The organism is Aquimarina macrocephali JAMB N27 (assembly GCF_000520995.1).
Classification (GTDB): Bacteria; Bacteroidota; Bacteroidia; order Flavobacteriales; family Flavobacteriaceae; genus Aquimarina; species Aquimarina macrocephali.
Window position 1 is genome coordinate 238,861 of the sequence record NZ_JACA01000001.1, and the last position, 26,347, is coordinate 265,207.

Below are 26,347 nucleotides of genomic sequence, written 5' to 3' on the forward strand. Positions count from 1 at the left end.
TTTCGCTCTTTAGGATTCTCTCTTAAAAGTAAGGAATTTAAGAGTTTTTTAACCTTAAAAGCTTGTTAATTTATTGTTTAACAGCGACATAAGAGAATGAGAATTACCTATTCCTATTAGCCAAATATACTCCCAGGATAATAACTCCAGAAGCTAGCACTTGATAAAATGTAAATTTCTCATTATCCAATATCCCCCACAGCATGGCTACAATAGGAATCGTATAGGTTACCGAAGTCGCAAATACCGGAGTACTGATCTGCACCAGTTTATTAAACAATACTTTGGCAATACCCGTACCTACTATCGCTAGTATAGAAACATACATCAAGCTCATATGTACTTTTGGGCTAGTTATCACTTCTGTTTTAAAAAAATCTGAAAAACATAAGACGATTAAAGCCGGAATCACTAATACAACAAAATTTCCGTTAGCAATTGCCATAGGCGAGATATGCTGCATATATCTTTTTATGATATTTACATTTATTGCATAACATACCGAAGCACAAAGCACTAATAACGCATACCAATAGTTTTGATTGGGGTTAACCGAAGCTCCTTCTAATATAAGAGCAACACAACCAATTAACCCTACAATCACACCAAAGAATTGGTTTTTATTAAATCGCATAGAGAAAATCAACATCCCCAGGATCAAAGTAACCAATGGTGTGGTAGAATTAAGGATTGATGCTATACCACTATCAATTTCTGTCTCGGCAAAGGCGAATAAAAACGCAGGGATGAATGTTCCTGCAAAGGCAGATATGATTACCCATTTCCAATCCGATGCTGCTATTTTTCGCATACTCCTAAACCCAATCAAGAATAAAAATGTTGCTGCAAATAGCGTTCTTAATGCACCCAATTGTAGCGGCGTAAGTCCAATCAATGATTTTTTGATAAGAATAAATGAACTACCCCAAACCACAGAAAGTACTGCCAGATATATCCATTTTAGTTTTGTGTTTTGCATTTTTGCGAAGTAAGTTGCAAAAGTGATAAAATTATAAGTACACAGAATACCTTTTGGAAGAAAATTAACTATAAAATGGTTTAAACTTTTTTCAATTTATCACAAAATGATTCTTTTCACTTCTATTAATAAACGTATTTTAAATTTTTTACTCTTTCCAGCGAAGAGTTTCCATAAAATACCTCATATCATTACGCAAATAATTCGCAGCAGGAAGTATAGAATCATAATTAGGTTTCACCTTAAAATACATAGAACCTACTATAAAATGCCGAATACTATCGGTTGCATAAAACTGAGATGGAGAAGCAGCATCGCCAGAAACCTCATAAAACACACCATATACTTTATTTTCTTCATTTGCATAAGGTGTTTGCACGATCCCATCTGCTTTGATCACATGTTCCTGAGTAAGGTTTTGAGCATCCCTAAGTAATGAATCCAGGTTATTATTAATTTCATAATAAGAAATATACATTGTAGCTCTTAGCTTTTTATACTCTAGATTATACCAACAATTTTTATTTCTTCTGGCTCTACGAAGTTCTGAAAATTCATTCTTTTCAAAAGAATAAGGGCAAGGCAATACCAGCTCCTTATACTCGGGAGCAGGATAACTTAATCGTAGCATTCCTTCTGGCTTAGGCAATACTTCACCTCCACAAGAAAATAGCATACATACGCTGGTCACTATAAAAAATCTAACTATTTTCATTTTCGTTAATGGTCAATTTCACTTGTTTTATTCGCTTGTTATCCAACGATTCTATTTTAAACGCATACTGATCTACTTTGATAATTTCCCCACGTTTCGGAAAACTCCCAGAAATCTCCAATAACAATCCTGCTATGGTTTCTGCATCTCCTTTCTTTTCTTCAAAAACGCCGTTGTTTTCGAGTTTCAGTACTTTATAAAAATCTTTTAAAGCCGTTCTTCCTTCAAAAACATAGTTTCGATCATCCAATTTTGAGAATATTAAATCTTCATCATCAAACTCATCACTAATATCTCCTACAATCTCTTCTATAATATCCTCGAGAGAAATCAAACCACTGGTTCCGCCATACTCATCCACAACAATAGCCAGATGATTTTTTTTATCTTTAAAATCATTAAGTAAATCATCTAGTTTTTTATTCTCTGGCACAAAATACGGTAATCTTAATAAAGATATCCAATCAAAAGAAGGTGTATTAATATAAGGTAATAGGTCTTTTACATATAGAATCCCAATTACATTATCAATACTATCTTCATATACCGGAATCCTGGAATATCCTTTCTCGATAATCTCAGGAAGAATTTCCTGATATGCAGTTGCACTATTTAACGCAAAAATATCCATACGAGGATGCATCACCTGTTTAGTATCTGTATTTCCGAAAGACACAATACCTTCTAATATTTTCTTCTCTTCGTCTGTAGTATCCTTGTCTGAGGTTAATTCTAATGCTTGTGATAATTGATCTACACTCAAATTAGATTTCTGTTTCCCTAATCGATTATGAATCCCAACAGTGATACTACGCATTGGCATACTAATCGGCGCAATGATCCAATCCAGAACTGCTAAAGGTCTTGCCATAAATTTGGCAAATTTCACTTTATTTCTACTGGCATATAGTTTGGGTAAAATTTCACCAAACAATAAAATCAGGAATGCTGCGACCCCTACTTCGACCACAAATCTTACATTAATCCAACCTAACCAAACATAATCAAGATTGCTAAAATATATCTTACCTAAGGTATCAAAAAGCAACACTATCGCTATATTGATAAAATTATTCGCTACTAATATGGTAGCTAATAGCTTCTTAGGGTTATCTAGTAATTTAGACACAATCTTAAGATTCTTAGACGCATTCTCTTCATCTTTAAGATCTGCAGGAGTTAAAGAAAAAAGAGCTACTTCACTACCTGATATTAATGCAGAAAAAATGAGCAGCACTACCAGTACAACCACATTAATGGTTTGCATAAAATCAAAAACAAATAGTGAAATAAATAACGGTTCAGGATCAGGGTCCAAATTATCTTTGTTTAGTTAGACATATCAGAACGGAAGATCATCGTCTTCTGTCGCTGGTGAATTAGACGAAACTTCCTGCGAATTACTGGCAGCAGGTGTATTCGTTTGAGGTGTATTCTGAGGTTTATGCTCAGAAGGTTGGTTCTCATTCTTAGGCGTAAGAAAAGTAAAATCTGTACACTGTATTTCTGTACTATACCTATCTTTTCCTTGCTCATCTTGCCATTTTCTGGTTTTAAGACGACCTTCAATATATACCTTATCTCCCTTATTAAGGTATTTCTCGCAAATTTCTGCAGCTTTATTTCTGACTACGACATTGTGCCACTCTGTAGTATTTACACGCTCTCCTGTGCTTTTATTTACATACGAATCATTAGTAGCAAGAGGAAATCTACCTATGCAACTACCTCCTTCAAAATAATGCATCTTTACCTCATCACCCGTATGCCCTATAAGCATTACTTTATTTAATGTTCCTGACATTTTAGTTTATGATTTGTTGTTTTGGTTTATCATTGCAAAGAAATGACAAACTGTACTAAATAACGCTATCCTAATACTTCTTATTTTTCAAAGTAGTTTTAAATAACTTTGTTTATAGTAAATGTAATAAAAAAATTAATACATAAATGATACCCCAATCGTCTTAACTTAGGTTTTAGATCTTTCTCAATATCAATTCTGCTGAAAAAATATATCTATAAAATTACCTAACAGAATAGGAACGGGATATGCATGTATTTCTTCATAATCAACGATCTTTTGATCCTGGTTTACTTTTGAAGGGATATCTGATTTGATGATATAGAATCGAGTATACAGATGCTGATGAGATAATTTGTGCACTATAGGTTCTTCCTGGTGTGGTATAATTTCGTACTCTTTATCTTTTATCATTTCTCTAAAAACAGTGTGAGACGATATCGTATCTATATCTATCGCGTCACTTTCTATTAAGGGAAATTCATATAACCCTTTCCATATACCATTACCTACTCTTTGTTGGATAATTGTTTTCTTATCTTCTGTAAAAAACACCAAATAATTAAAGTAACGTTTCTTGATTTTTAGTTTTTTGATTTTAACCGGTAGCACTTCTACTTTTCCATTTTTTAGTGCCTCACAACTATCTCGTAGCGGGCATATAATACAATACGGGCTTTTGGGTTTGCATTGTAGTGCTCCAAACTCCATAATTGCCTGGTTATACTCTGCAGGTTCCTCATGATCCATTAAGGTTATTGCAAGTTCTTTGAATTCTTTTACTCCTTTTGTACTATTAATAGGTGTATCGATTCCAAAATACCGTGATAATACCCGATACACATTTCCGTCTACAACAGGAACTGCTTCCTTATAACATATAGAAGCTATTGCACTCGCTGTATAATCTCCAACTCCTTTTAATTGTAAAAGACCTTTATATGTAGTAGGAAAAACGCCATTTAAATCATTTGCAACGTATTTTGCAGTGGCATGCAAGTTTCTGGCTCTGGAATAATATCCCAATCCCTGCCACAATTTTAACACTTCTTCTTCACTTGCATTTGCAAGATCAAATACTGTTGGAAAAGCCTCTGTAAATGACATATAATATGGTAATCCTTGCGCCACTCTGGTCTGCTGAAGTATAATTTCACTAAGCCAAATATGATATGGATTTTTAGTTTCTCGCCATGGCATCGATCTTTTGTTTTGTAAGTACCACGTAATGAGTTTTTTAGAAAATATCATAGTAAAATTATAAGTTTTACAAAATTAAACGTTTAAAGATGAAAATATCATCTTAAGTATTGATATTTTGGATTTTAAATTCTTATATTTGCCCCCTTGAAAATTTAAAAACCCCTAAATAGGTAATATAATGACTAAAGCAGATATTGTAGCAAAAATTTCGGAAAAATTAGGAATAGAAAAAGGTGATGTTCAGGCAACGGTTGAAACCTTTATGGAAGAGGTGAAAAGTTCACTAGAGAGTGGAGATAATGTATACCTTAGAGGATTTGGTAGCTTTATTATCAAAACCAGAGCAGAAAAAACAGGCCGTAATATTTCTAAGAACACTACGATCAAAATTCCTGCACACAATATACCTGCGTTTAAACCTGCAAAAGTATTTGTAGAAGGTGTAAAAACTAACGTAGAAGTAAAATAAATAATTATAAATATAAAAAGCATACACTATGCCAAGTGGTAAAAAACGTAAAAGACACAAGGTAGCTACGCACAAGCGTAAAAAAAGAAGAAGAGCCAACCGCCATAAGAAAAAGTAGTTTCTAACTACTTTTTTCATTTAAAAAGTTAAGTTCTTTGAAATCGAAATAAAACATACTACCCCACTACCGGTATCTTTGTTTTATTTCAACGGAATTGTAAAAAATTCCTGTGAAAAAATTGTTTAATCCATCTCGATAATTATCGGGATAAAAATCTAATCAGAGTGAACAACGAATTGATCATTAGGTCAGGTTCCTCTACGGATTTTGCCTTATTAAAGGATGGAAAACTAATTGAATTACATAAGGAAGAAGACGACAGTGATTTTGCGGTAGGTGATATTTTTATTGCCAAAATCCGTAAATCTGTCCCAGGTCTAAACGCCGCATTTGTTAATGTAGGCTATGAAAAAGATGCATTTTTGCATTATCATGACCTTGGTCCTCAAGTATCTTCATTACTTAAATTCATAAAACGTGTAAGCACAGGTAAATTAAAAAATTATTCTCTTAAGGATTTTCCTTTTGAGAACGATATTGATAAACACGGTACTATTACCAATGTGTTAAAATCAAATCAATCACTATTAGTACAGATAGTAAAGGAACCGATATCTACCAAAGGCCCTCGAATTAGCTCAGAGCTTTCGATTGCCGGTCGATATATTGTTTTAGTCCCTTTTTCGAATCGAATTTCTATTTCTCAAAAAATAGAATCCTCAGAAGAAAAAGAACGTCTAAAAAGGCTTGTAAAAAGTATTAAGCCAAAAGGTTTCGGAATTATTGTACGTACAGTAGCAGAAGGCAAAAAAGTAGCAGAACTAGACAAAGATTTAGAAAATCTAATGGGACGATGGCAAAGCATGTGTAAAAAATTGCACAAAGCTCATCACCCTTCAAAAGTACTAGGTGAAATGAATAGAGCATCTTCTATATTAAGAGATGTATTTAATGACACTTTTACTTCTATTGTTGTAGATGATGAAGATCTCTGCAACCGAATCAAAGAGTATCTGCAAGAAATTGCTCCAAAAAAGGAATCAATTGTAAAACTTCATAATCCTAAAATACCTGTTTTCGAAAAATATGGTATTGAACGGCAAATCAAAACAAGTTTTGGCAAGACGGTATCTATGAGTAAGGGCGCTTATTTGGTTATAGAGCATACAGAAGCAATGCATGTAATCGATGTAAATAGCGGTAACCGATCTAATAAAGCCAAAAACCAAGAAGATACTGCACTAGAAGTAAATCTGATTAGTGCAGCTGAAGTAGCCCGTCAACTGCGTCTTAGAGATATGGGAGGTATTATTGTAGTCGATTTTATCGATATGAATAATGCAGATAACCGTAGAACCCTCTTCAACCAATTGCGAGAAGAGATGAAAGACGATAGGGCGAAGCATAAAATTTTACCGCCAAGTAAATTTGGCTTGATTCAAATTACGCGGCAACGCGTTCGACCAGAAATGAATATCAAAACCCGAGAGGATGATCCAAACGGAATAAATGGCGAAGTTGAGGCGCCTATAGTATTGGTAGAAAAAATGAAAGTCGAATTAGAAAAATTAATTAAAAAAGATCATAAAAAGATAACGCTAAGTGCGCATCCTTTTATTGCAGCTTTTTTAACCAAAGGATTTCCATCCACCCGATCCAAATGGTATTTTAACCATAAACGATGGGTAAAGATTGTACCTAGAGACGCTTACACGTATTTAGAATATCATTTTCACGATAAAAATGGTGAATTGATAAAATAAAATTAAACCCGGCCTGATAACAGTGCCGGGTTTTTTTGTTTTTAATGGTTAACACACCTATCAAACAAAACCTTCGATTGCTTCTCGATATACTTTCTAAAGTTTTACAAAAACTAGTTATCTTTGTTATAAATGTAAAAATGAGTGTGATGAATATTGAAGCTACAAAATTAGAATTGATGCATTTACTATTGCAAACGCAAAAGGAAACACTTTTGGTTAAACTTAAAAAGGTCTTTGAGGAAGAACAAACCGATTGGTGGACAGAAATGAATAGTGAAGAACAAGAAGAAATCAAAACCGGAATAGCACAAGCAAATCGAGGAGAATATATCGATAATGATACTGTAATGAAACGTTTTAAGAAATGACGTTAAAAATTGTTTGGACACCACAGGCACTAAAAGGATTAGAAAAAGTATTAGAGTATTTAGAAGCCGAATGGACTCATAAAGAAATACAAGCTTTGGAGATTAAAATAAAGGAGTTTATAGAAAGAATTGCGAAATACCCCGAAATCTATCCTTCAACAAGTCAATATAAGCACACTCATAAGGCGGTCATAGATAAAAACAATTACATCATCTACAGAATAAGACCTCAAAAAAAGATAATTGAACTTATTAACTACAGAGGAACAAAACAAAAACCACTAACTTAAGAATAAATAACTTCTCGATACACCACACCCAAAAGTGCGGCACTCGAAGTGACGGCGTGTATTAAGTAAAAATGCAATTCCATATCAAAATTATTACTCCAATGTGGATTCCGGATCAAGTCCGGAATGACAGGCATAATGGATTCTGGCGTAAGCCAGAATAACAAACGAGTAGTCAATATGCTCAACATGATAACCACTTAGTGATTTGTCATTCCAGCGTAGGCTGGAATCCATAATAACATGCTTCTCGATACACCACACCCAAAAGCGCGGCACTCGAAGTGACAGGTGTGTACTCAAACCCAAAACTCTACCCCTCCAGCTTTTTTATAAAATACGAGGGATATATCCCTGTTTTTTTGTAGAACGTTTTAGAAAACGCCTCTGCGGTATTAAAACCGACCTCTTGTGCGATAGCTTTAATCGTATATTTCCTGAATTTTGTATTTGAGCGTATCGGGATAGTACTTATAACTTAAATTTTCAAGTTCATCAATACTCTTATCCTGTAACGAATCCGGGATTTGAAATTGTTGCCCATACCCAAAAAATGATAACAAGAAGATCAATAGCGTAAGATAGATGGCTCGCATAGTTGGTTTTGGTTAGCCTATCAAAAGTATTGAAATAATAACTAACCTCTAAAAAAATAATCGCCCTGACTTGTCTAAGTCAGGGCGATTATTTTTTTTCTACTTGATTAATATATACGTAGTACTTATTGTATTGCAATTGTAATCAATGTTTATCTATATGCAACAAGATCATTAATATCTGTTTGATTACCACATGGCGGTTTATTAAAACTTCGGCAATCAGCAAATACAGAATGTTCACATCCATTAACTGCAGCACTTGGCACTTCTCCAGCTCTGATCTGCGATAGTTTATGTGATGTTAATAGGGTAATGTTTAGTTTTTTTAATCCCAGCTTCTTTGTTTGATGTTGATTTTTCATGAGTTTTTATGTTATGAGTTCAAAACAAATGTAGGGGATAACCTTAAAAAAATAAAGTAAAAAAAGGAACTACTAGTCTGTATTCTAAGAAATCAGACTTTTAAATAATTTAAAATCAAATAGTTACATATTTTCCTTTTTCGAGTTGCTTGATAAAGTAAGAAGGGTAAATTCCCGTCTTTTTGTAGAAGGATTTAGAAAAAGCTTCGGTAGTATTAAACCCTATTTCGCGAGAAATTGCTTTGATAGTGTATAATCTAAATTTTGATTCATTCTTTAGTTTTTCGATCACATACTCAATACGCAATTCATTTATATACACACTAAAGCTTTTTTTCTTATACGTATTAATGATCTTAGATAAGTATTTAGAATTGGTCTGTAGTTTTTTGGCCAACTCCCCGGTAGTAATATTCGCCGATACATACCCCTGTTTATCTTCAAACTTTTGCAAGCCTTCTAAGACTGAGTTTACAATATCCTCAGAAATCCCTATTGCTTCTGGTGTTGCAGGATCCTTATCCAATACTTCTTTAGGTAAAGCAGTATTGAGGGTTGGTGTATGCATTAGTTCTTTAAAACGCCTTCTATACCTTACATTTTTAATATAGATCAGGACAACAACAATGATCAGTACCACAGCAAAAAAGACGACAATGATAAACTTTATACTCGTCTTTTTCTCCTTTTGTTCTAGAGCATCAATTAGATTTTGCTTTTCTTCTAATAGTTTCGGTGTATCATACTCCAACACTATTCTTTTACTTAGGTTTTTATAATTGGTATCCAGGATACTATCTACGGCAAACAATTTATTAATATAGTATAACTGTTTATTTTTATCATCTACCAATTTATAGTGATCAATCAATAGTTCATATCCTTCTCGCATTTCTATAGAAACAAAACCCGAACGGTCATACGATTGATTGATTTTTAATAAATACTCCAGGTACTTTTCTTTATTATCAAATTCCTTATAGAGTTTTGCCAAATGGATATAGGTATTAACCAATGACTCTTCTACTCTTGGTCTAAATTCCTCTATAAAAGGCATTGCTTTGTTTATACTATCTAGTGAATTTTGATACTGTTGTTTATAGAATAAATTGATGCCTTCATGTAACACAAAAAAAGGATAAAGCTCTAAACTATCTTTAAGCGATTCTTTTATTCCTTTGGTATTATAAAAGGTGGCAGAATCCCTATATTCTAGTTTTCTATACGAATCTGCTAAATGTAACATGGTAACTAAATGCCCTATACCACTTATATTATTTTTATCTTCATAATCTATGACTTCTTTAAATATTGTAGCCGCCTCATCAAATTCTCCTATATCTTCTTTTAAGCTACCAATATTGTGTTTGGTTAGATAGTAAAAGTTTTTATTATTGGATGCACTAGAGTATTTTAAGGCCGCCAGATAGCTATCCAATGCTTTATTATAATCCCTTATTTGTTTGTATTCTCCTCCTTTAATAGAATATGGTACCGCAGGATATAGCTTATGATTTAAATCTTTACTTATCGCGATTGAGCTATCCAGATATGCAATTCTTTCAGGAAATTTATTCTTAAACATAAATACCGCAGATCGATATGCTTTGGCAAGAGACAATGGGTCATTTTTTTGCTTTGCTTTGACTAATAACGTATTTGCATAAATTTCATGCTTAATAGAATCATTATAATACTTAAACCCTAACCTTTCGATCTCATCAAACGTTTTATTCTTTAGCGAATCCGGGATGGTAAACGTACTCGTATCCTGAGCAACTCCCAGGATAGTGTATAAAAAAAAGATACTAACGATGAGTACTAGTTTTTTCATGATACAGTATAGCTTACTTTTGTTTTTTGGTATCGTACTAAAAAATCATAACACACCAACTCATAAAATCGTTGTTTGGATCTAAAGGCACGATTTACCAGCATATGTATATAACTGCTTAGCAAATCGTCTAATGGCATTTCTAACTGGTTATCCTGCTGTGTTTTCATGATCTTTTGTACTGCTCCTAATGATTGTTTTGCTTTATGATCCAACAAATCATCCAGGACTTTATAGTCTTCCTGCATAGAAGTTGTCTCTAAAAAAGAAGAAAGCTTGCTTTTTAACCCTCTGTATTTTTTATCTAATTGCTTATTTAGTCCTTTATCTGCATGAAATTCTCGTTTAAATCCCTGGCAGTTTCGGGTTACTAACTCTAACTTTTCTTGTTGCTCGTAGCCAAAACTGTTTAATAATCTATCGATCGCTTTTACTATAAATAAGAAGTACAATTCTTCATCTTCGATCAACTCAATAGCATCCAGCAGCATGGTACTATCATAAAAAAACAGGGTTTCAGAGATAGCTATAGTGTTTATACCATAACGCTCTAATTCTCGTATGTACGTATCGGTTTGTAGTTTATATACCACTCGTTGCTCTACATATCGCTGCATTGCTGCATTGATATGCAGGATCACCCTTCCTACAGCATGTATATCGGGCAGATGAAATCGTATCCTGATATGAAAATCAGGATCCCCGTAGCGTATAAAAAACCAGGAGTCGATCAGCCCTTGTTCCAGCAACTGTGTTGTGAGCGGTTTTATGGTTTCGGTAAGGAGTACATCAGACGTACGGGCACCACAATATATTTTGTAGTATAGCCATTCGTCTCCTAGTATATATGTTCTTTTTGCACTCATGTAATATCCCCTTGTTTTATGTTTTTAACAAATCCAAAGTACATCTCGATACAATCCTCCTATCGTAGGATCACTCGATGTGACGAAAATGTTATTTTACTTATACCTCAACTGCTTTTGATGCTTCGATCTTCTTTCTTGCTTGCTCTAGTTTTTCCTGGTTATACATCGAGATCACAAACTGGTTGGTATAACTCATACCTTCTTGCTGTACGGTACCTTTTTGCTCACTAGACTGCCCTTCTTCTGCAAATAAAAACTCTTCTAATACACAGGCTTTTTTATTTTTTATGGTATCTAACCACATATCTATCGAATTCGTATTCCCCAGGTGGATTAGCAAAGTATTATCCCCGTCGATCAATTGCACCATCTCGGGTATATTGTGTTTTGCTCTCCAGCTAGTTACCATTGCCATCTTCTCTTTTTCATTATTCTCTTTTAGAAAAGGTAAGTCTGCCATTGTGATCTTCCATCGGGCTTTTGCCAATATAAACTCTTTATATACCACTCTAGGTAAAAAAGTATGCTTCTCTAACGCTTCTCCCCAATAAAACCCAAGACCCGGTCGACCGCCTTGCTTTTGTACATCACATAAGAAATGATATACCGGCAATGCATTAGCACTATAATTATGAGCATTGGTCAAACGAGGAATAATTTCTTTATTAAGTGTTTTTGATCGTAATACGATACGGCCATATTGCACCGATATCATTAGATCTGATATCGCTACCTGCTGCTCTATAGGTACATTAGATTTTCCTAAATATGGGATTTCATACTCACGTATCGTTGCCCTTCGAATCACATTACCTGTTCTGGATTCTGGTAAATGAACAACTTCGGCCAAGATCTGGTTTTGATACATTTCTTGTTCTATAGCCGCAATATCCTGTACGTGTTTTAAAATATCCTCGTTTCCGGTAGAAAACCGCCCTAACAGATTTGCTGCAGAGGATCCTCCTATAGAAGAAAATATCATCTTTTCTTCACCATCAACTGTTGCAATTTGAGCGATCGTCGACATAGTATCGGGCAAGTCGCTCCAGTTTAATTCGAGGTGTTCAAAATCCTTATCTTCGAGTGCTAGTGTATACTGGTTCTCTTTATGAATATGTTGTAATTTCTTATTTAGAATCTCCTGTACCGGAGTCCAATGCATTTCTTGTCGTGAAGCAGGTTTAGAAGGAATATACAGATCGTCTAAAAAAGAAGTAGAGTCATTAGCACTCTGATGCTGCAGGTATCCAATACCTATCTCGGTGTCCAAAACTGTAGCCAGAGGAATTTCCTGGGTTTCATATCGTTTTGTAAATGCATCTTTAAACTTTTGCAAGTGCGTTTCTGATGATGCACTACTCATTCTATTTAATAGCTCTAGTGCTCGTGTTAGTTTATACCCCCACCGTATATTTAATTGATTAGATTGTGCCTGAGTATACATATCGGTCTGAAAAAGATATTTTAACTCAAAAGGCGTTTCCAACTGTGCTACTCGTTCACTAAGTTTTAAGTATTCGTCAGATCCATTACCTAGTTTCTGATCTATTTGCTCCAGAAATTTTTTATAATGATGAATCTCTGTTAGTATAGCATTAGTACCTTCTATTCGACCTAAACAAGCTTCTAACTGTTCTAAAAAATCATCTCCGGTTACAGAAGGTTCTATCTCACTCACCAGAATTTGATTGTCTATCAATTCATCTATAAATTCTGAAGCTTCTTCATGAGTAATTTCATCATCAACCAAGAGAGAAGCTAATTCTTTTATTTTTTTACCAGACCTGGCACTTTCGATTATATCTTCGAGATACTCTGCATAGGCTACTGCCTCGATAGAATGTTCTCGCCGATTATACTTGTTATACTTGTATTCTATATATCGATATTGATCTCCGATTTTATAGAGACTATTATTAGTGTACCACAATAACTGCTTTTTGATTGCCTCTTCTTTGGCCATCTTTTGTGAGAAAGCCACCAAAAAGTTCATATCAAACCGAGTTTGCCTTTGATGGGTATCATAATTAGACAATTCTATTGCTGTGGTCTTACCAAATGTTCCTATACTACAGCCGGCAAATAATCCAAAAGGAGTACAACGCGAACTCATCCTGGATAAATATTTTAACAACGACGATTCTAATCGTTTCTTCTTTTTAACATCTTTGAGTTGTCCCGACAACCATTTCTCTATTTCAGAAAATAGTTCTGGTGACGCCAGGAAAATAGCTTCTCTAATGCTATCATTTTTCCAGACATCTTTAAACACTTCTACAGGTATATCCTTCTCTTTGGTAAGGTTATGATAAAAGTCTAATGATAAAAGGGGAGTTCTTAGACAATACTGATCAAAGAAGGTATATGGGTTTTTTAGTTTCAAGAGGTGTTGGTATTATGCTGTACTTATTTAATAGGACATAAATATACTATTTTCTGTTTTAAGATTTCTTTTAGATAATTATAACAAAACCACATGATAATCAGATGATTACTGTTTTAAACTAAAAGTCTGAATTCTGCGAATTCCGTGTTTGTTTTCAGGAATCACGACTTCCTTCTCTTGTTTTTGGGGTTTTATCAGGGGTATATTTGATCAAATCAAAAAACGTAGCAGTCGCTTTAGTTTCACTCAAAAAAATCAAAACTTATGATACACGTACTGATCAATTTCATTTCACAACTCACGACTTTTCTGATGGATCATTTTATCATCATGTATCAATCTATTGTTAACGTTTAAAGAATATCCAGCATGAAACAATTATTTCCAAAAGAAATTATAGAAAACACCATAGAGGTGCATCAGTTTGAACATACCAGCAAAAGTAAAATGATCTATACAACGATATTGGTCGCTTTTGTCATTGCATTAGCACTTTTACCATTTATCAAAGTCGATATCTATACTACAGCAAGAGGGATGCTAAGGCCTAGTAAAGAACGAATTGCTATTACTCCACTTCAATCGGGTAAAGTTGTTTTTGTAAATATGGTTGATAATCAAAAAGTAAATAAGGGAGATACCTTGCTTATGACCAATACCTCTGTCGTGAAAGAACAAATCACCCGATCCTCGACACAGATTGAAGAAACCCGGCAGTTTATTGCAGATTGCGAATATCTGATCAATACGGCTACCCCGAGATTTAATAACATACAATCGGCACGTTACCAAAAAGAGTATCTGTACTTCACTCAAAAAATACAGGAGTTAAAAACCCGATTTGAAAAAACAAAAATCGATTACCTGCGTAATCAAAAACTATATGAAAAAGGAGTGATCGCCAAAGTAGATTATGAGAATACTGCTTTTGAACACCAACTGGCATCCAGTACACTACAACAATACCGAAAACAACAAAAAAATAACTGGCAGGCGACAGTAACAGAGTACCAGAATACCACCAGAGAATTAAAAAGCGGATTAACACAATTAAAACAGAATCAAAAAGAATTGGTGATCATAGCACCAATAGATGGGATTCTTAAAAATGTTTTGGGTATCGAGCCAGGTAGTTTAATTGCAGGAGGATTAACTATTGCCGAAATATCCCCTGATACCGGATTGATTGCAGAATGTTACCTCTCGCCATCAGATATAGGTTTAGTGGGGCGGAATAAATCGGTGAATTTTCAGATCGATGCTTTTAACTATAATCAATGGGGATTGGCTACCGGAAAAATTCTGGAGATTAGCAAAGATGTGGATATCATTAATGACCGACCAGTTTTTAAAGTACGTTGTGCTATCGACCAAGGACATCTGGAACTTAAAAATGGTTTTAAAGGTAGTTTTAACAAAGGGATGACACTAAGCGCACGATTTCAACTTACACAACGCACCTTGTATGAATTACTTTATGATAAAGTCGATGACTGGTTTAACCCATCGAGTCCCACTATAGCAGAAGTAATGAATGTCGAATAACGAATACGGAATATCTAATGTTGAATGTAAAAACCAAAAAAATAAATGAAAAAGTTAGGAGAAAGTCAGCAGTTAGGAGTTGTTTATTACATCTTGAATATCACACCATCCATTTCGAACGTCAAATCTCTCAATACTCAATACTAACCTCTCAAAACTAAACGAATCATGGCTAAGACAAAAATAAAACAACACGATATCACTGATTGCGGTGCGGCTTGCCTGGCATCGGTATCAGCACATTATAAATTGCAACTGCCTATCGCACGTATTCGACAGTTTGCAAGTACAGATAAAAAAGGAACCAATGTATTGGGATTAATTGAAGCTGCCGATAAACTCGGGTTTGAAGCCAAAGGAGTACGCGGGGATCTGGACAGTTTGTTTAAAATCCCTAAACCTGCCATCGCTCATGTGATCGTGAATGAGAAATTGCATCATTATGTAGTGGTCTACGAAGTGACTAAAGAGCACATCAAAATAATGGATCCGGGTGATGGCAGGTTTCATAAAAAAACACATGAAGAATTTAATAAAGAATGGACAGGAGTATTGGTACTACTATTACCAAAAGAAGATTTTATAACGGGTAATGAAAAAGTATCGGTATATAAACGATTCTGGTTTTTGTTAAAACCGCATAAAGGAGTATTGATACAGGCTTTTGTTGGGGCGATCATCTATACCTTATTAGGATTTTCTACCTCGATATACATCCAAAAACTTACTGACCATGTTTTTATGGGTACCAGTACCAAACTGCTTAACCTGTTAGGGATTGTAATGGTCACATTATTACTTCTAAAACTAATAGTAGGAGCATATAAGGATGTTTTCCTGATTAAAACCGGGCAACAGATCGATTCGCGACTTATTCTGGGATACTATAAACACTTGTTAAAACTGCCTCAGCAATTTTTTGATACCATGCGGGTCGGAGAGATTATCTCGCGGATTAGTGATGCAGTAAAAATCAGAAACTTTATCAATGGGGTAGCTTTAAACCTAACCGTTAATATCCTGATCCTGGTGTTCTCTTTTGGATTGATGTTTACCTATTATTGGAAACTGGCGCTGATCATGCTGGCGATTATCCCAATATATGCAATCATATATGTAATCACCAATAAACTGAACAAACGCACAGAACGTGGGATTATGGAGAAATCTGCAGATCTGGAGAGTCAATTGGTAGAATCCTTAAACGCTGTAGGAACCATCAAAAGATTTGGCCTTGAAGGTTTTGCTAATATTAAAACAGAAACCCGTTTTATCGGACTATTAAAAACAGGATACAAGTCTGCATTAAACAGTGTGTTTTCTAACTCTAGTACCGGTACTATTGCACAATTATTTACCATTATCCTATTGTGGAGTGGTTCCTTTTTTGTGATTCAAAAAGAAATTACTGCCGGAGAGCTTATGGCTTTTTATGCCATCATAGGATATTTTACCAGTCCTGTTGCCGGTTTAATCAGCGCTAATAAACAGATTCAAAATGCACTTATTGCAGCAGATCGTTTGTTTGAGATCATGGATCTGGAACGTGAAGAAGATGAACAGAAAATAAAACTCACAAAAGATAGCATTGGTGATATTAATTTCTCTAATGTAGGGTTTAGATATGGATCCAGAGTTGAAGTTTTTAAAGATTTCAGTCTTGAGATTCCGAAAGGAAAAATCACTGCAATTATCGGGGAAAGTGGTTCTGGAAAATCTACCCTGATGTCTTTACTACAAAATATCTATCCAATCCAGAAAGGGCAAATATCAATAGGAAAACAGGATCTGAAACACATCGAGAATGGTAGTCTTAGAGATCTGGTAAGTGTGGTACCACAAAAAATAGATCTGTTTGCCGGTAATGTGATAGACAATATTGCAGTAGGAGAATTTGCTCCCGATGTAGAACGCATTATGGAAGTATGTAAAGCCATAGGTATTCTTGAATTTATAGAAAACCTACCCAATAGTTTTGCCACATATTTAGGAGAAAATGGAGCTACCCTGTCTGGAGGGCAAAAACAACGTATCGCCATTGCCAGAGCATTATATAAAAACCCTGAAGTATTAGTATTAGACGAAGCTACCTCATCACTGGACAGTACTTCTGAAAATTATATCCAGAAAGCAGTACAAAGTCTGCGCGATCAGGATAAAACTATCATCATTATTGCTCACCGATTAAGTACGGTGATTAATGCCGATAAAATTGTAGTACTCGAGAAAGGGGAAGTGGTAGAAGAAGGCAATCACAATGTACTATATACCCGACAGGAAAAATACTATGAACTATGGCAAAAACAAATGCCAATAGCAGATCACATACCTAAAATAAATGCTGTTGCATAACTAGAAGATGGTTCAGCAAAATTTAATTGATAATTATGTTTTTAAAATGCTAAAAAACTTTTTAATCTAAATATCTGGTTATGAAAAAAATAGAGCGTCAAATTGAAGTCATAGAACGATTAAATCGGTTTATACGATTGGGGAAAACAGGAACTCCTGATCAATTATCCGAAAAATTGGAAATCTCAAAAGCATCTTTGTTTCAGATTCTTGGAGTAATGAAACAACTTAATGCTCCTATTGTATTTGATATCACGCTACAGAGCTATGTCTATGAAGAATCCGCAAACTTTACCTATGGTTTTTATACTCGTAAACTCTATGGGAAAGAAGTACTTGAGGTATCTTCTTATAGTGCTCAAAGTATTATGATGCAAGTAGATTTTAAATATCCAAGCCTAAGAATAGTATAATAACATTTAAAAAATAAACTCATGAAAAATTATGATCCACAAAAAAAAGAAAGCAACCTAACAGAGCACAAATTAGAAAAAGATTTTTTGCAACAAGAAATCAATGATCCAGAACTAAAACATGTGATATCTGATGTTATTTCCTACTCTGAAGAGTACGAAATCTACATAGATCATGATGACATGATGGATTGGATGTTGTAAAGCGATATAAAGATTACAAATCGCATAAAAAATTCAATCACATCAATCATTAAAATACTTTATTAATCAAAAAACGAACAGTTATGAATATTATCATCAAGCAAATCGAACTTATCGAGAGAATTGACCAACTCATACGCCTACAAGCCACAGGAACTCCAGTAGAATTAGCATCGAGATTAGGGATCTCCAGAGCACAAACCTATCGGATCGTTGATATTATGAAAGATCTAAACGCTCCTATCACTTATGATTTTACAATACAGAGTTTTGTATACGAAGAAAGTGTAGGTTTTAAATTTGGGTTTTACACAAAAGAACTTGATGCTACAGAGATTAGATCAGTAAGTGGTGGAAATTCTTTTGAAAGATTACAATGTTTAGCTGCAATCTTATAAAATGAAACATTGCAAATATAACTATAGGCAAAAGGATTTATAGTACTTCCTATAATTTTAAATTGTTCAATATAGGTAAACAAAAAAATTATGAAATCAATTATATTATTAATTGTACACCATACTTATGTTTAACGCAACCATATAGATACATGATCCTGAAATTGGAAAGTAAAATGAAAAATTCTTTTGAATAAAAATCCTGGAAAATCAATTTTTCGGGATTTTTTTATATCAATTATTCTTTGGGTTTGCCTTTAAAAAATGAAAATAATTATATAGCCTATTAACCTTCTTTCATTTTATAAAACTTTATATAGGTATCTCATAAAATGAGACCATCGCACAGTATCATTGTAATATAAAAGAGATAGCGTAGCTGTATTTACAGTTGTAACAAAAAAATCATTAATCATTAAATCGTAAAAAAATGAAAAATCTAAGTAACAAAGAGGCATTAGAAACCAACGGAGGATCAGCATTTCCTATTCCTAAATGGTTGCAACCTTTAGCAGATTATCTTTTTGGTGTACCAGAAGAAGAAAAGGAAAACTATAAAAATTCAAATAATCACTAATTATAAAAACATAAAAAAATGAAAAATTTAAACAACTACAACGTTCAGGAACTGCAATCAAATGAGCTTTTAAACAATAACGGAGGTACTATACTAATATCTGCTACTACTCGTAAAATCGTTTGTGAAGTTATTACTGGTATTTTCAATATTCCTGCTACAACGTTTATCCCATCATAATCATTTAAAAGTCTAAATGAGCATCAATTAATACAAACCGATGGCGGCCTCCATCCTTTTATTGAAATCGGAACATTTGGATTGATCACAAATCAGTTTTTGCATTGTAAAAAAAAGAGTCTTGTCGTAACAAGGCTCTTTTTTGCTTTATGACAAACCAGCCCATTATTCTGGAGAGATATTAAGAAATGGCAATAAGTATACTTCTGAAAAAATCTTAACAACTATAGTATACTATTCTGAAGTAGATTCTGGACCAGGTTCTAAGAAATACAAATAGTGAAGTTCTTAATAGACTTCTAAGTGGTAATGATGCAACCCCTATTATCCTACATATCATGCCTTCTTTAAAAATAATCGTGAAAAAAATGAAAAAAAAATATCAGTCTCAGAAGATGAGACAGCCCCAACGTATCATTGTACTGTGAAAGGGAAACAACAACACTTTTCACGATTGTTGCAACAACAAAAAACAGTTTACATATCAATTTGACGGAATAGATAGTGTAAGCATAAATTAAAAATCATTAATCATTAAATCGTAAAAAAATGAAAAATTTAAACAACTTAGAATTTCAAGAATTATCAAAACAAGAAGCAACAGAAATTAACGGAGGTATCGTTTGTGGCGGATGGTGTATCGGTATTATAGTTGTAGTTGCAGTTGGTGCTCTAGGACTTGGTGCATACAATGGATACCAAGATGAAAAAGACAAGCACGAAGGTGTAAAATAAATTTAAAACAAAACATTAATTAATTTAAAAAACAAACAACATGAATACTTTAGAATTAAACGTAGCAGAATTATCAAGCAATGAATTAAGAACCGTAGAAGGTGGTGTTATCGATCCTATCACAGTAACAGCAGCTGGAGCAGCAGTAGTACTTGCAGCTATCGGTGGGCTTTATAAAGCTGGAGAAGCAATAGGAAAAGGGCTTTACCACCTTTTTAACTAATATAACTATCATGGGTATATTTCAAAAAGGTAGTAGTGTTGATATTACTCCTTATTTAGAATATGTTGTACTTGCAATTGTTGCAGTAATCTTTTTCTATAATGCCGGAGTTGCAATAGGTAAATTTATATACCATATTAAACACTAGACCATTAAATAACCCTCTGGCATATTGCCAAGAGGGTTGTTTACTTTATTAAAAAAATCATCAACTCGTGCTGAACTTGTTTCAGTATCAAAAAACAGGATATCATGGAATCAAAAGTCTTAATACATATTATAAAAGAAATAGAAACAGTAGAAAACACAATACAGGTAGAAGAATTTATTACCGATTTATTTGTGTATACCAAGCAAAAAGATAATGATGTTTTCTATAGAAAAGATGAGGACAAAATATATGCTGTAAACGAAACATCAAAAAATATAACTCCTATTTCATTAGATCAGAGACAACAACAAGCTGATCAATTTAAGAAACTATTTTCCCAAATCGATGTTCAACATAAAACCGAAGAAAATAGCCGAAGCATAAGTATTGATGGTAAAGGTAATGTAGTTACTATATCGGGAGAAGTGAAAATATCTAAATTTCCTGATCTTGAACATACAGCAAATATTGCAGCATACAGATTACTAAGCAAATCAGCCCTGGTAGATATCGATATGGAGAATAATGAAATCACTGATTTTGTCGATATTGATATTAATGTACAGGGGCAAAGAATAAAAAATAAAACCGTGATAAAAAACATTGAGGTTTTAACAACCGATATTAATCGATATGATTATTTGCTCAACTATTCGGTGAACTAACTGCCTAATCTTCTATAAGTATAGAAACCTATATAAAAGAATCTTTGTGATTTTCAGATGATCATGTGAATTCTCTGGCCGTTCGATCGTTCGGCTGTCTGAAATACATTGCATTCACTCTAATGTATAACTGAAAAAACAATTTATTTTGGATCAAACAGTATTAAAAGCTCTTTTGCAACTTAAAAGAGAACTCTCGCTAGAAATTTCTAATGAGAAATTAGAATCACTTTTGCTTAGTCATCAGGATTATCCCAGTATTTTTTCTTTTTCTGATACTTTAAAAAAAATAGGTGTCGAAAACAAAGCTGGTAGAATCTCATCAGATCAATTATTGAAATTATCTCCGATTTTTCTAGCATATTCTATAGAAGATGGCCTGGTAATCGTTACTAAAATTTCAAATATAGAAATAAGCTATTATAGTGGTAATAGCAATGATCTTATTGTGGAGAGTTTCGAGAGTTTCTTACGGAAATGGAATGGTATTGTACTTTTGATTGATACCGATGCTATTGTTGAGATGTCTAATGAAGATCTAGCTCGCCAAAAACTAAAAAGAACGAAGCATTTTGGAGCTTTGTCTTTATTAGCTATTCTTATCACCATATCGATTAAAAGTTATCATGGGGTTTTTAACCTGTTCTTACTTACAAAATTAGCTGGGACTCTTATTAGTTTATTAATAGTATATACCGAAGTTAGTATCATACATAAATCCAAATTTTGTAAATCTAATGATCATATAAGTTGCGAAGGTGTTTTAAATTCTGGGGCTTCCAAAATTTTTCCCTGGCTTTCTATGTCTGATTTAGGATTGTTATATTTTTTAGGAAGTTTTATAGCAGTTTGCATTGCCTCTATGACCTCTAATTTCAAGAGTGTTGCTTTTTTGATAAGTATACTTTCCTTTTTTGCATTTCCGTATATATTTTTCTCTATTTACTATCAATATAGAATAGTCAAGAAATGGTGTGTCCTATGCCTGGCAATCCAAGGGGTATTTTTTATTGAAACCATACTTTCCTCATATTTTCTTTTTAACAACAACTTCGAATCATCTATAAATGGATTTCTCATACCTGGTATTTCTTTTTCGCTAATCATCATTATATGGTCCTATCTAAAAAGCCCTGTATATAAGTATTTCCGGTTTAAAGAAAGCATGTATAAATATGCAAGATTAAAAAACAATCCCGAAGTTTTTAGTCTACTACAAGAGAAAGAGAATCTTCTTAATACTGCATTTAATGAAAACCATATTATATTCGAGGGTGCTAAGGATATCGATAAAAGAGCAGCATTGGTTATAAATCCATATTGTCATCTTTGTGCAAAGGAGTTTCAAAAAATTCTTGAAATCAATAAAACTTCTGAAGGCATCAATTTCTCATTGATTTTTTCTGATACCGATAGTAATGAAATCTCACAATTTCTTATTGAGCTTTATTACAAAATGACAAAATCAGAATTCTTATCTGTATTAAGTAAATGGTTCGAACACAAGAATTTAAATACGTTAAAAGAAAAATACGCTATAGAAATATCTGAGAAATCAAGAGCAACATATGCTCAACATAAAAAATGGTGCACTCAGAATAATATTCTGCAAACACCACTTACTATTTTTAATAATAGAAAGCTATCAGATCACTATGCAATAGAAGATCTTATCACATTCTAACAGGGTTTTTCTACACTTTTTTCAGAAAAAAATATAGCGTCTCATAAGATGAGACATTCACCACTTATCATTGTACTATGAAAAGGAAGTGACAAGACTTTTAATACTTATTACCACAAAATAAATAGTAATCATAAAAACAAAAAACATGAAAAATTTAGAAAAACTTGGAGTTCAACCATTAAACACCACTGAAACCAGAGAAACACAGGGAGGTATAATTTTCCCAGGATTTTACACAAGCTTAGTAACCGAGGCTATCATCTTTGTACATAATGTAAAAAAAGTAATCAAACAATTATAACAAATTGCAAAAATTAAGTGTCATGAAAAATCAAGCTATAAGTCAGTACACATTATTATCATCAAAAGAAATTACGACCATTAATGGTGGTTGTGGAAGAGAGGATATTGAATGTCCAGAATTAGAGTTAATCCAAGAAGTTTTAGAAAACTTAAAGCATCTACTTACAGTGCTCTAAGCACTTTGGTATCATTAATAATCATCAATCTTAAAACAAAAATCATGAGAAATTTAAAATCATTCGAAGCATTAAACAATGCCCAATTAAGTATCATCAATGGTGGTTTGGCAATAGCAAACCTGGGAGATTTAGATATATTTCCTATCGTACCATTTGGCGACCCTAGAGAGTGGGATAACTATTTTCCTAAAAAAGAAACTCCAGGTTTCTAAAAACACTTTAATTTCATCAATCATCAATCTTAAAACGAAATCACATGAAAAGTTATAACACTGCATCCTTTCAGGAATTAAATGCATCAGAACTAATCACAATAGAAGGAGGTACTTTTTTTCCTGCAACTTCTACCTCTGATACACCAGGATTACCTGGCCTAGATGACCAATTTAATAAAGATTGGGGATGGGCTGGAAGCGGTCCCGGAGGTCAAGATACTAGCTTGTAAACTAATGAGTTAAGTTAGTGAGTTCATTTTCTCCTATGATCTATTTGATTATAGGAGAATTATGCTTCTAAGCACTCCTTTATAAAAAGACAATTCAATTCTATATATCTCAAAAACATAAACCATGACAAACGAAAAAGAGCTACTCTACAAAATCCTTGAAAACTTTAATGGAATGGGGAAAATCGAGGCTTATGACCTAACACATAAGCTAGAAACTCTTTTGTTTTATGCTTCTAATCCAATTAATGCCAAGGAACTTAAGCAAATGATAGCTTCTGATATGGATCATGATCATGAAATCGATCCTTTTCATTTTACTATTCTGCCAAATGGTAATTTTTGTGAGTTTGTAGGTTGTAATAATTGGATTCATGTTTATAAAGAAAATAAGAGAATATTACCTGATTGGCCTGTTTTTGAAACTTATTATTTTAAAACAAGATATGCTCCATTGGATCTTAAAAAATTAACGAAAAAAAATCTGTTACAAGATTTAAAAGAAAAAAATGAAGAAGAAAAAGTAAGAGCCTTTTTAAAGCAATATAATGTTTGTAAAAAAGATGTAATTACCAACAGATTATTAATTTTAGAGGCATAACTTTTGGGGTAATTATAAAAGTCACTGTACATTTGCGGTAATGTATAAGAATCCTATTACATCTATAACTGTAGCCGAAGCACTGCGAAAAATGGAACATTATTGTGCCTATCAGGAACGCTGCCATAAAGATGTCGAAGATAAATTAAGGACGATGAGGCTTATTCCTGAGGCTAAAGAAAAAATCATCCTGCATCTTCTGGATCATAATTTTCTTAATGAAGAACGTTTTGCCAAAGCCTTTGCCCGAGGAAAATTTAATATCAAAAAATGGGGTAAGCAACGCATAGTTCGAGAGCTTAAATTTCGTAACATCTCACCTTACAATGTAAAAACGGCACTTAAAGAAATATCAGAAAAAGACTATTTTGAAACTTTTCATAAGCTTGCCGAAAAGAAATACAGTACTTTAACAGAACACGATAAGAACAAGAAACGCAAAAAACTTGTTGATTATCTTTTATATCGAGGATGGGAGACCACTCTTGTTTATGAAAAAGCAAATGAGCTTTTTTAATAAAAAAAACCCAAAGAAATCATTCTAGAACCCTTTGGGATTTTGTTATATAGTATTCTATTAGTTTAATATTTCTATTGCCAAGTCAATTCCTCTATCTTTTTCATTAATAAAATCATTATTAGAGAATAATGGAACCCTATTCTCTTCACTTGGGCCAACCCCAATAGCTTCAAACACTTCTCCATTAGCATCGCTATATACCTCATTAGACAACCCTATTAAAGCTCCGTTTGGCAAAGTATGTGTTAGAATATCCGAAAAAACTCCATTTGTATTATCTCCAATCATAGTTACATATGGCAAATCTTTCATACATAGTGTAAAAACTTCTGCTGCACTTGCCGTCAAAGGACTTGTAAGTAACATAATATCTCCTGTAAATTGAAAATCACCCTTTGGAGTCATATTTATTGATGTGCCTTTTGTAAAGCCATCTCCTAATCTTGCTTTTTTAGAAAATGCCAATCGCTCTTGGTCTAAAAATCGTGAAGCGATATTCACCGAAACCATATCATATCCTCCACCATTAAAGCGAACATCAATTATTAGTCTAGAAACCCCAGAATTTTTAAGATCACTCATTATCTTATCTAATATTGAGTTTAATGTCTCCAACTCATTTTTTGCATTAGAACCATAACCTTCCATACTTAAAATATTAACATATGCAATATCATCACCAATTAACCCCCATGCTATTTTTCCATTTTCATCAATCTCAACTTTATTATTTAAATATTTTGATGCTATGGTTTGTAATTTCTGGTTATAAAGTTTATTATAATCTTCTCCGGATTCAATAATTAAATCTCCGCTTAAACTTGAATTTAATCGAGAAAATAAACTAGGTGAACCAGCATCGATTGCAATATTATTAGCTTCATCATCAATTCCTACATGCCCATCCTCCATAAGGAGAACTAACCCCTCTAAGGTATCATAAAAATTCTCTGAAGTTACTTGTTCTCTTAAACTCTTGTATTGCGACCAGTTAACCTTTCTTGTTTCAAAAAAAGCATAATAATCATTAAAAATATTCCAAAAATGATCAAAATTAATCTTTGGATCTTTAGTATTTGCAATTTGTTGAGGAAGACAAAATTCATTTTGATTTAATAACCTCCTGAACTCAATATTTGATGCACTAAGCCTTGGCTCTGCTATCAATTCGTTAGGACCAATAAGAGCTAGCGCTACACCAAAAGATTCTTCTGGCACAAAATTATCTTCTATGATTGTGCATCCGACCGAATTTACGCCATACAACACCTTTTTTTTGTCTGTAATCTCAATGACATACCCTTTATCTTTGGCTAACCAAAAACCGTTTATAGTTTTTTCTGGTTGGGGTTGATCATCATCAGACTGACAGGCCATGAATAAAATCACGGATAAGAATAAAAAATATCTTTTTAAATTTTTAATACTGATGTGTGAATTCATATTAATCTACATTTTTAAAAG

34 protein-coding genes are annotated in these 26,347 nt (G+C 33.4%); 23 read left to right on the forward strand and 11 right to left on the reverse strand.

Going from position 1 to position 26,347, the window contains the following annotated elements:
• Window positions 1-103: 103 nt before the first annotated feature.
• The 5 genes from Z054_RS0101180 to mutY all read right to left on the reverse strand — a co-directional run bounded on the left by Z054_RS0101180 (window position 104) and on the right by mutY (window position 4,749).
• Window positions 104-979 carry a DMT family transporter gene (locus tag Z054_RS0101180; RefSeq protein ID WP_024768276.1) on the reverse strand — a complete coding sequence of 292 codons (876 nt, stop codon included), beginning with the start codon at window positions 977-979 and terminating at the stop codon, window positions 104-106.
• Between the two features lie 148 nt (window positions 980-1,127).
• The gene (gene gldD / locus Z054_RS0101185; RefSeq protein ID WP_024768277.1) at window positions 1,128-1,694 is read right to left on the reverse strand and encodes a gliding motility lipoprotein GldD; all 567 of its coding nucleotides are present in this window, start codon (window positions 1,692-1,694) and stop codon (window positions 1,128-1,130) included.
• Complete coding sequence (locus tag Z054_RS0101190; protein WP_024768278.1) at window positions 1,681-3,012, reverse strand: gliding motility-associated protein GldE; 1,332 nt, start codon at window positions 3,010-3,012, stop codon at window positions 1,681-1,683. Before Z054_RS0101190 ends, gldD begins: the two co-directional genes overlap by 14 nt.
• A gap of 24 nt (window positions 3,013-3,036) precedes the next feature.
• Complete coding sequence (locus Z054_RS0101195) at window positions 3,037-3,498, reverse strand: single-stranded DNA-binding protein (protein ID WP_024768279.1); 462 nt, start codon at window positions 3,496-3,498, stop codon at window positions 3,037-3,039.
• A 192-nt stretch (window positions 3,499-3,690) separates the two neighbouring features.
• A complete protein-coding gene (mutY, locus tag Z054_RS0101200; protein ID WP_024768280.1) occupies window positions 3,691-4,749 on the reverse strand; it encodes an A/G-specific adenine glycosylase in 1,059 nt (352 codons plus the stop codon).
• Window positions 4,750-4,879: 130 nt separating this feature from the next.
• Here mutY and Z054_RS0101205 point away from each other — a divergent pair, with 130 nt between their 5' ends.
• The 4 genes from Z054_RS0101205 to Z054_RS0101220 all read left to right on the forward strand — a co-directional run bounded on the left by Z054_RS0101205 (window position 4,880) and on the right by Z054_RS0101220 (window position 7,655).
• On the forward strand, window positions 4,880-5,170 hold the full coding sequence (locus tag Z054_RS0101205) for an HU family DNA-binding protein (RefSeq protein WP_024768281.1): 291 nt from the start codon (window positions 4,880-4,882) through the stop codon (window positions 5,168-5,170).
• A 285-nt stretch (window positions 5,171-5,455) separates the two neighbouring features.
• Window positions 5,456-6,994 carry an Rne/Rng family ribonuclease gene (locus Z054_RS0101210; protein WP_024768282.1) on the forward strand — a complete coding sequence of 513 codons (1,539 nt, stop codon included), beginning with the start codon at window positions 5,456-5,458 and terminating at the stop codon, window positions 6,992-6,994.
• A gap of 149 nt (window positions 6,995-7,143) precedes the next feature.
• Window positions 7,144-7,365, forward strand: coding sequence for a hypothetical protein (locus tag Z054_RS0101215; protein ID WP_024768283.1), 222 nt, complete (start codon window positions 7,144-7,146; stop codon window positions 7,363-7,365).
• The gene (locus Z054_RS0101220) at window positions 7,362-7,655 is read left to right on the forward strand and encodes a type II toxin-antitoxin system RelE/ParE family toxin (protein WP_024768284.1); all 294 of its coding nucleotides are present in this window, start codon (window positions 7,362-7,364) and stop codon (window positions 7,653-7,655) included. The genes Z054_RS0101215 and Z054_RS0101220 overlap by 4 nt, the downstream gene beginning before the upstream one ends.
• Window positions 7,656-8,077: 422 nt before the next feature.
• Here the strand turns inward: Z054_RS0101220 and Z054_RS31480 are convergent, their stop codons facing one another.
• From Z054_RS31480 to Z054_RS0101240, 5 genes are all read right to left on the reverse strand, one after another.
• The gene (locus Z054_RS31480) at window positions 8,078-8,251 is read right to left on the reverse strand and encodes a hypothetical protein (RefSeq protein ID WP_161635220.1); all 174 of its coding nucleotides are present in this window, start codon (window positions 8,249-8,251) and stop codon (window positions 8,078-8,080) included.
• 152 nt (window positions 8,252-8,403) lie between these two features.
• Window positions 8,404-8,616 (reverse strand): hypothetical protein, encoded by a 213-nt coding sequence (locus Z054_RS0101225; protein ID WP_024768285.1) that lies wholly within the window; start codon window positions 8,614-8,616, stop codon window positions 8,404-8,406.
• Between the two features lie 115 nt (window positions 8,617-8,731).
• Window positions 8,732-10,450, reverse strand: coding sequence for a helix-turn-helix domain-containing protein (locus Z054_RS0101230; RefSeq protein ID WP_024768286.1), 1,719 nt, complete (start codon window positions 10,448-10,450; stop codon window positions 8,732-8,734).
• Window positions 10,447-11,316 carry a thiopeptide-type bacteriocin biosynthesis protein gene (locus tag Z054_RS0101235; protein ID WP_024768287.1) on the reverse strand — a complete coding sequence of 290 codons (870 nt, stop codon included), beginning with the start codon at window positions 11,314-11,316 and terminating at the stop codon, window positions 10,447-10,449. The genes Z054_RS0101230 and Z054_RS0101235 overlap by 4 nt, the downstream gene beginning before the upstream one ends.
• Before the next feature lie 100 nt (window positions 11,317-11,416).
• The gene (locus Z054_RS0101240; RefSeq protein WP_024768288.1) at window positions 11,417-13,702 is read right to left on the reverse strand and encodes a lantibiotic dehydratase family protein; all 2,286 of its coding nucleotides are present in this window, start codon (window positions 13,700-13,702) and stop codon (window positions 11,417-11,419) included.
• Between the two features lie 372 nt (window positions 13,703-14,074).
• Between Z054_RS0101240 and Z054_RS0101245 the strand changes: the two genes are divergently transcribed.
• The 19 genes from Z054_RS0101245 (at window position 14,075) to Z054_RS0101320 (ending at window position 24,880) form a co-directional block, all read left to right on the forward strand.
• Window positions 14,075-15,250, forward strand: coding sequence for an HlyD family secretion protein (locus Z054_RS0101245; protein WP_024768289.1), 1,176 nt, complete (start codon window positions 14,075-14,077; stop codon window positions 15,248-15,250).
• 168 nt (window positions 15,251-15,418) lie between these two features.
• Window positions 15,419-17,602, forward strand: a complete 2,184-nt coding sequence (locus tag Z054_RS0101250; RefSeq protein WP_024768290.1) for a peptidase domain-containing ABC transporter — start codon at window positions 15,419-15,421, stop codon at window positions 17,600-17,602.
• 80 nt (window positions 17,603-17,682) lie between these two features.
• The gene (locus tag Z054_RS27670) at window positions 17,683-18,015 is read left to right on the forward strand and encodes a hypothetical protein (RefSeq protein ID WP_024768291.1); all 333 of its coding nucleotides are present in this window, start codon (window positions 17,683-17,685) and stop codon (window positions 18,013-18,015) included.
• A gap of 21 nt (window positions 18,016-18,036) precedes the next feature.
• Complete coding sequence (locus Z054_RS0101260) at window positions 18,037-18,219, forward strand: hypothetical protein (RefSeq protein WP_024768292.1); 183 nt, start codon at window positions 18,037-18,039, stop codon at window positions 18,217-18,219.
• Between the two features lie 83 nt (window positions 18,220-18,302).
• Entirely contained in the window at window positions 18,303-18,617 is a 315-nt protein-coding gene (locus Z054_RS32205; protein ID WP_024768293.1) for a hypothetical protein, read from the forward strand.
• 430 nt (window positions 18,618-19,047) lie between these two features.
• Window positions 19,048-19,194, forward strand: coding sequence for a hypothetical protein (locus Z054_RS31485; protein ID WP_159025427.1), 147 nt, complete (start codon window positions 19,048-19,050; stop codon window positions 19,192-19,194).
• 18 nt (window positions 19,195-19,212) lie between these two features.
• Window positions 19,213-19,374: a hypothetical protein gene (locus Z054_RS31490; RefSeq protein WP_161635221.1), complete on the forward strand. Its 162-nt coding sequence runs from the start codon at window positions 19,213-19,215 to the stop codon at window positions 19,372-19,374.
• Window positions 19,375-19,516: 142 nt separating this feature from the next.
• Window positions 19,517-19,654, forward strand: a complete 138-nt coding sequence (locus Z054_RS31495) for a hypothetical protein (RefSeq protein WP_161635222.1) — start codon at window positions 19,517-19,519, stop codon at window positions 19,652-19,654.
• Between the two features lie 269 nt (window positions 19,655-19,923).
• Window positions 19,924-20,109: a class IIb bacteriocin, lactobin A/cerein 7B family gene (locus Z054_RS0101275; RefSeq protein WP_024768294.1), complete on the forward strand. Its 186-nt coding sequence runs from the start codon at window positions 19,924-19,926 to the stop codon at window positions 20,107-20,109.
• Window positions 20,110-20,149: 40 nt separating this feature from the next.
• Complete coding sequence (locus Z054_RS32075) at window positions 20,150-20,332, forward strand: hypothetical protein (protein WP_024768295.1); 183 nt, start codon at window positions 20,150-20,152, stop codon at window positions 20,330-20,332.
• A gap of 10 nt (window positions 20,333-20,342) precedes the next feature.
• Entirely contained in the window at window positions 20,343-20,480 is a 138-nt protein-coding gene (locus tag Z054_RS31500; RefSeq protein ID WP_161635223.1) for a hypothetical protein, read from the forward strand.
• 104 nt (window positions 20,481-20,584) lie between these two features.
• Window positions 20,585-21,148 carry a hypothetical protein gene (locus tag Z054_RS0101290; RefSeq protein ID WP_024768296.1) on the forward strand — a complete coding sequence of 188 codons (564 nt, stop codon included), beginning with the start codon at window positions 20,585-20,587 and terminating at the stop codon, window positions 21,146-21,148.
• A gap of 148 nt (window positions 21,149-21,296) precedes the next feature.
• Window positions 21,297-22,832 (forward strand): vitamin K epoxide reductase family protein, encoded by a 1,536-nt coding sequence (locus tag Z054_RS0101295; protein ID WP_024768297.1) that lies wholly within the window; start codon window positions 21,297-21,299, stop codon window positions 22,830-22,832.
• A 148-nt stretch (window positions 22,833-22,980) separates the two neighbouring features.
• Window positions 22,981-23,136 carry a hypothetical protein gene (locus Z054_RS31505; RefSeq protein ID WP_161635224.1) on the forward strand — a complete coding sequence of 52 codons (156 nt, stop codon included), beginning with the start codon at window positions 22,981-22,983 and terminating at the stop codon, window positions 23,134-23,136.
• 22 nt (window positions 23,137-23,158) lie between these two features.
• Window positions 23,159-23,314, forward strand: coding sequence for a hypothetical protein (locus tag Z054_RS31510; RefSeq protein WP_161635225.1), 156 nt, complete (start codon window positions 23,159-23,161; stop codon window positions 23,312-23,314).
• Window positions 23,315-23,358: 44 nt separating this feature from the next.
• Entirely contained in the window at window positions 23,359-23,529 is a 171-nt protein-coding gene (locus tag Z054_RS31515) for a hypothetical protein (protein WP_161635226.1), read from the forward strand.
• 44 nt (window positions 23,530-23,573) lie between these two features.
• Window positions 23,574-23,762 carry a hypothetical protein gene (locus tag Z054_RS0101310; RefSeq protein ID WP_024768299.1) on the forward strand — a complete coding sequence of 63 codons (189 nt, stop codon included), beginning with the start codon at window positions 23,574-23,576 and terminating at the stop codon, window positions 23,760-23,762.
• A gap of 124 nt (window positions 23,763-23,886) precedes the next feature.
• Window positions 23,887-24,363, forward strand: a complete 477-nt coding sequence (locus tag Z054_RS0101315) for a hypothetical protein (RefSeq protein ID WP_024768300.1) — start codon at window positions 23,887-23,889, stop codon at window positions 24,361-24,363.
• 40 nt (window positions 24,364-24,403) lie between these two features.
• Window positions 24,404-24,880: a regulatory protein RecX gene (locus tag Z054_RS0101320; RefSeq protein ID WP_024768301.1), complete on the forward strand. Its 477-nt coding sequence runs from the start codon at window positions 24,404-24,406 to the stop codon at window positions 24,878-24,880.
• A gap of 60 nt (window positions 24,881-24,940) precedes the next feature.
• Here the strand turns inward: Z054_RS0101320 and Z054_RS29790 are convergent, their stop codons facing one another.
• Window positions 24,941-26,326, reverse strand: coding sequence for a S41 family peptidase (locus tag Z054_RS29790; RefSeq protein ID WP_084050023.1), 1,386 nt, complete (start codon window positions 26,324-26,326; stop codon window positions 24,941-24,943).
• Window positions 26,327-26,347: the final 21 nt, after the last annotated feature.

What these genes read in the sequence shown, in the direction of transcription:
- Z054_RS0101310 (WP_024768299.1), top strand. Translation starts at nt 23,574, where the DNA reads ATGAAAAGTTATAACACTGCATCCTTTCAGGAATTAAATGCATCAGAA.
- Z054_RS27670 (WP_024768291.1), top strand. Translation starts at nt 17,683, where the DNA reads ATGAAAAAAATAGAGCGTCAAATTGAAGTCATAGAACGATTAAATCGG.
- Z054_RS31480 (WP_161635220.1), bottom strand. Translation starts at nt 8,251, where the DNA reads ATGCGAGCCATCTATCTTACGCTATTGATCTTCTTGTTATCATTTTTT.
- Z054_RS0101260 (WP_024768292.1), top strand. Translation starts at nt 18,037, where the DNA reads ATGAAAAATTATGATCCACAAAAAAAAGAAAGCAACCTAACAGAGCAC.
- Z054_RS31500 (WP_161635223.1), top strand. Translation starts at nt 20,343, where the DNA reads ATGGGTATATTTCAAAAAGGTAGTAGTGTTGATATTACTCCTTATTTA.
- Z054_RS0101230 (WP_024768286.1), bottom strand. Translation starts at nt 10,450, where the DNA reads ATGAAAAAACTAGTACTCATCGTTAGTATCTTTTTTTTATACACTATC.
- Z054_RS0101180 (WP_024768276.1), bottom strand. Translation starts at nt 979, where the DNA reads ATGCAAAACACAAAACTAAAATGGATATATCTGGCAGTACTTTCTGTG.
- Z054_RS0101315 (WP_024768300.1), top strand. Translation starts at nt 23,887, where the DNA reads ATGACAAACGAAAAAGAGCTACTCTACAAAATCCTTGAAAACTTTAAT.
- Z054_RS31490 (WP_161635221.1), top strand. Translation starts at nt 19,213, where the DNA reads ATGAAAAATTTAAACAACTACAACGTTCAGGAACTGCAATCAAATGAG.
- Z054_RS0101250 (WP_024768290.1), top strand. Translation starts at nt 15,419, where the DNA reads ATGGCTAAGACAAAAATAAAACAACACGATATCACTGATTGCGGTGCG.
- Z054_RS0101225 (WP_024768285.1), bottom strand. Translation starts at nt 8,616, where the DNA reads ATGAAAAATCAACATCAAACAAAGAAGCTGGGATTAAAAAAACTAAAC.
- Z054_RS31505 (WP_161635224.1), top strand. Translation starts at nt 22,981, where the DNA reads ATGAAAAATTTAGAAAAACTTGGAGTTCAACCATTAAACACCACTGAA.
- Z054_RS0101205 (WP_024768281.1), top strand. Translation starts at nt 4,880, where the DNA reads ATGACTAAAGCAGATATTGTAGCAAAAATTTCGGAAAAATTAGGAATA.
- gldD (WP_024768277.1), bottom strand. Translation starts at nt 1,694, where the DNA reads ATGAAAATAGTTAGATTTTTTATAGTGACCAGCGTATGTATGCTATTT.
- Z054_RS31485 (WP_159025427.1), top strand. Translation starts at nt 19,048, where the DNA reads ATGAAAAATCTAAGTAACAAAGAGGCATTAGAAACCAACGGAGGATCA.
- Z054_RS0101235 (WP_024768287.1), bottom strand. Translation starts at nt 11,316, where the DNA reads ATGAGTGCAAAAAGAACATATATACTAGGAGACGAATGGCTATACTAC.
- Z054_RS31510 (WP_161635225.1), top strand. Translation starts at nt 23,159, where the DNA reads ATGAAAAATCAAGCTATAAGTCAGTACACATTATTATCATCAAAAGAA.
- Z054_RS0101320 (WP_024768301.1), top strand. Translation starts at nt 24,404, where the DNA reads ATGTATAAGAATCCTATTACATCTATAACTGTAGCCGAAGCACTGCGA.
- mutY (WP_024768280.1), bottom strand. Translation starts at nt 4,749, where the DNA reads ATGATATTTTCTAAAAAACTCATTACGTGGTACTTACAAAACAAAAGA.
- Z054_RS0101215 (WP_024768283.1), top strand. Translation starts at nt 7,144, where the DNA reads ATGAATATTGAAGCTACAAAATTAGAATTGATGCATTTACTATTGCAA.
- Z054_RS0101220 (WP_024768284.1), top strand. Translation starts at nt 7,362, where the DNA reads ATGACGTTAAAAATTGTTTGGACACCACAGGCACTAAAAGGATTAGAA.
- Z054_RS31515 (WP_161635226.1), top strand. Translation starts at nt 23,359, where the DNA reads ATGAGAAATTTAAAATCATTCGAAGCATTAAACAATGCCCAATTAAGT.
- Z054_RS29790 (WP_084050023.1), bottom strand. Translation starts at nt 26,326, where the DNA reads ATGAATTCACACATCAGTATTAAAAATTTAAAAAGATATTTTTTATTC.
- Z054_RS0101275 (WP_024768294.1), top strand. Translation starts at nt 19,924, where the DNA reads ATGAAAAATTTAAACAACTTAGAATTTCAAGAATTATCAAAACAAGAA.
- Z054_RS0101290 (WP_024768296.1), top strand. Translation starts at nt 20,585, where the DNA reads ATGGAATCAAAAGTCTTAATACATATTATAAAAGAAATAGAAACAGTA.
- Z054_RS0101245 (WP_024768289.1), top strand. Translation starts at nt 14,075, where the DNA reads ATGAAACAATTATTTCCAAAAGAAATTATAGAAAACACCATAGAGGTG.
- Z054_RS32205 (WP_024768293.1), top strand. Translation starts at nt 18,303, where the DNA reads ATGAATATTATCATCAAGCAAATCGAACTTATCGAGAGAATTGACCAA.
- Z054_RS0101195 (WP_024768279.1), bottom strand. Translation starts at nt 3,498, where the DNA reads ATGTCAGGAACATTAAATAAAGTAATGCTTATAGGGCATACGGGTGAT.
- Z054_RS32075 (WP_024768295.1), top strand. Translation starts at nt 20,150, where the DNA reads ATGAATACTTTAGAATTAAACGTAGCAGAATTATCAAGCAATGAATTA.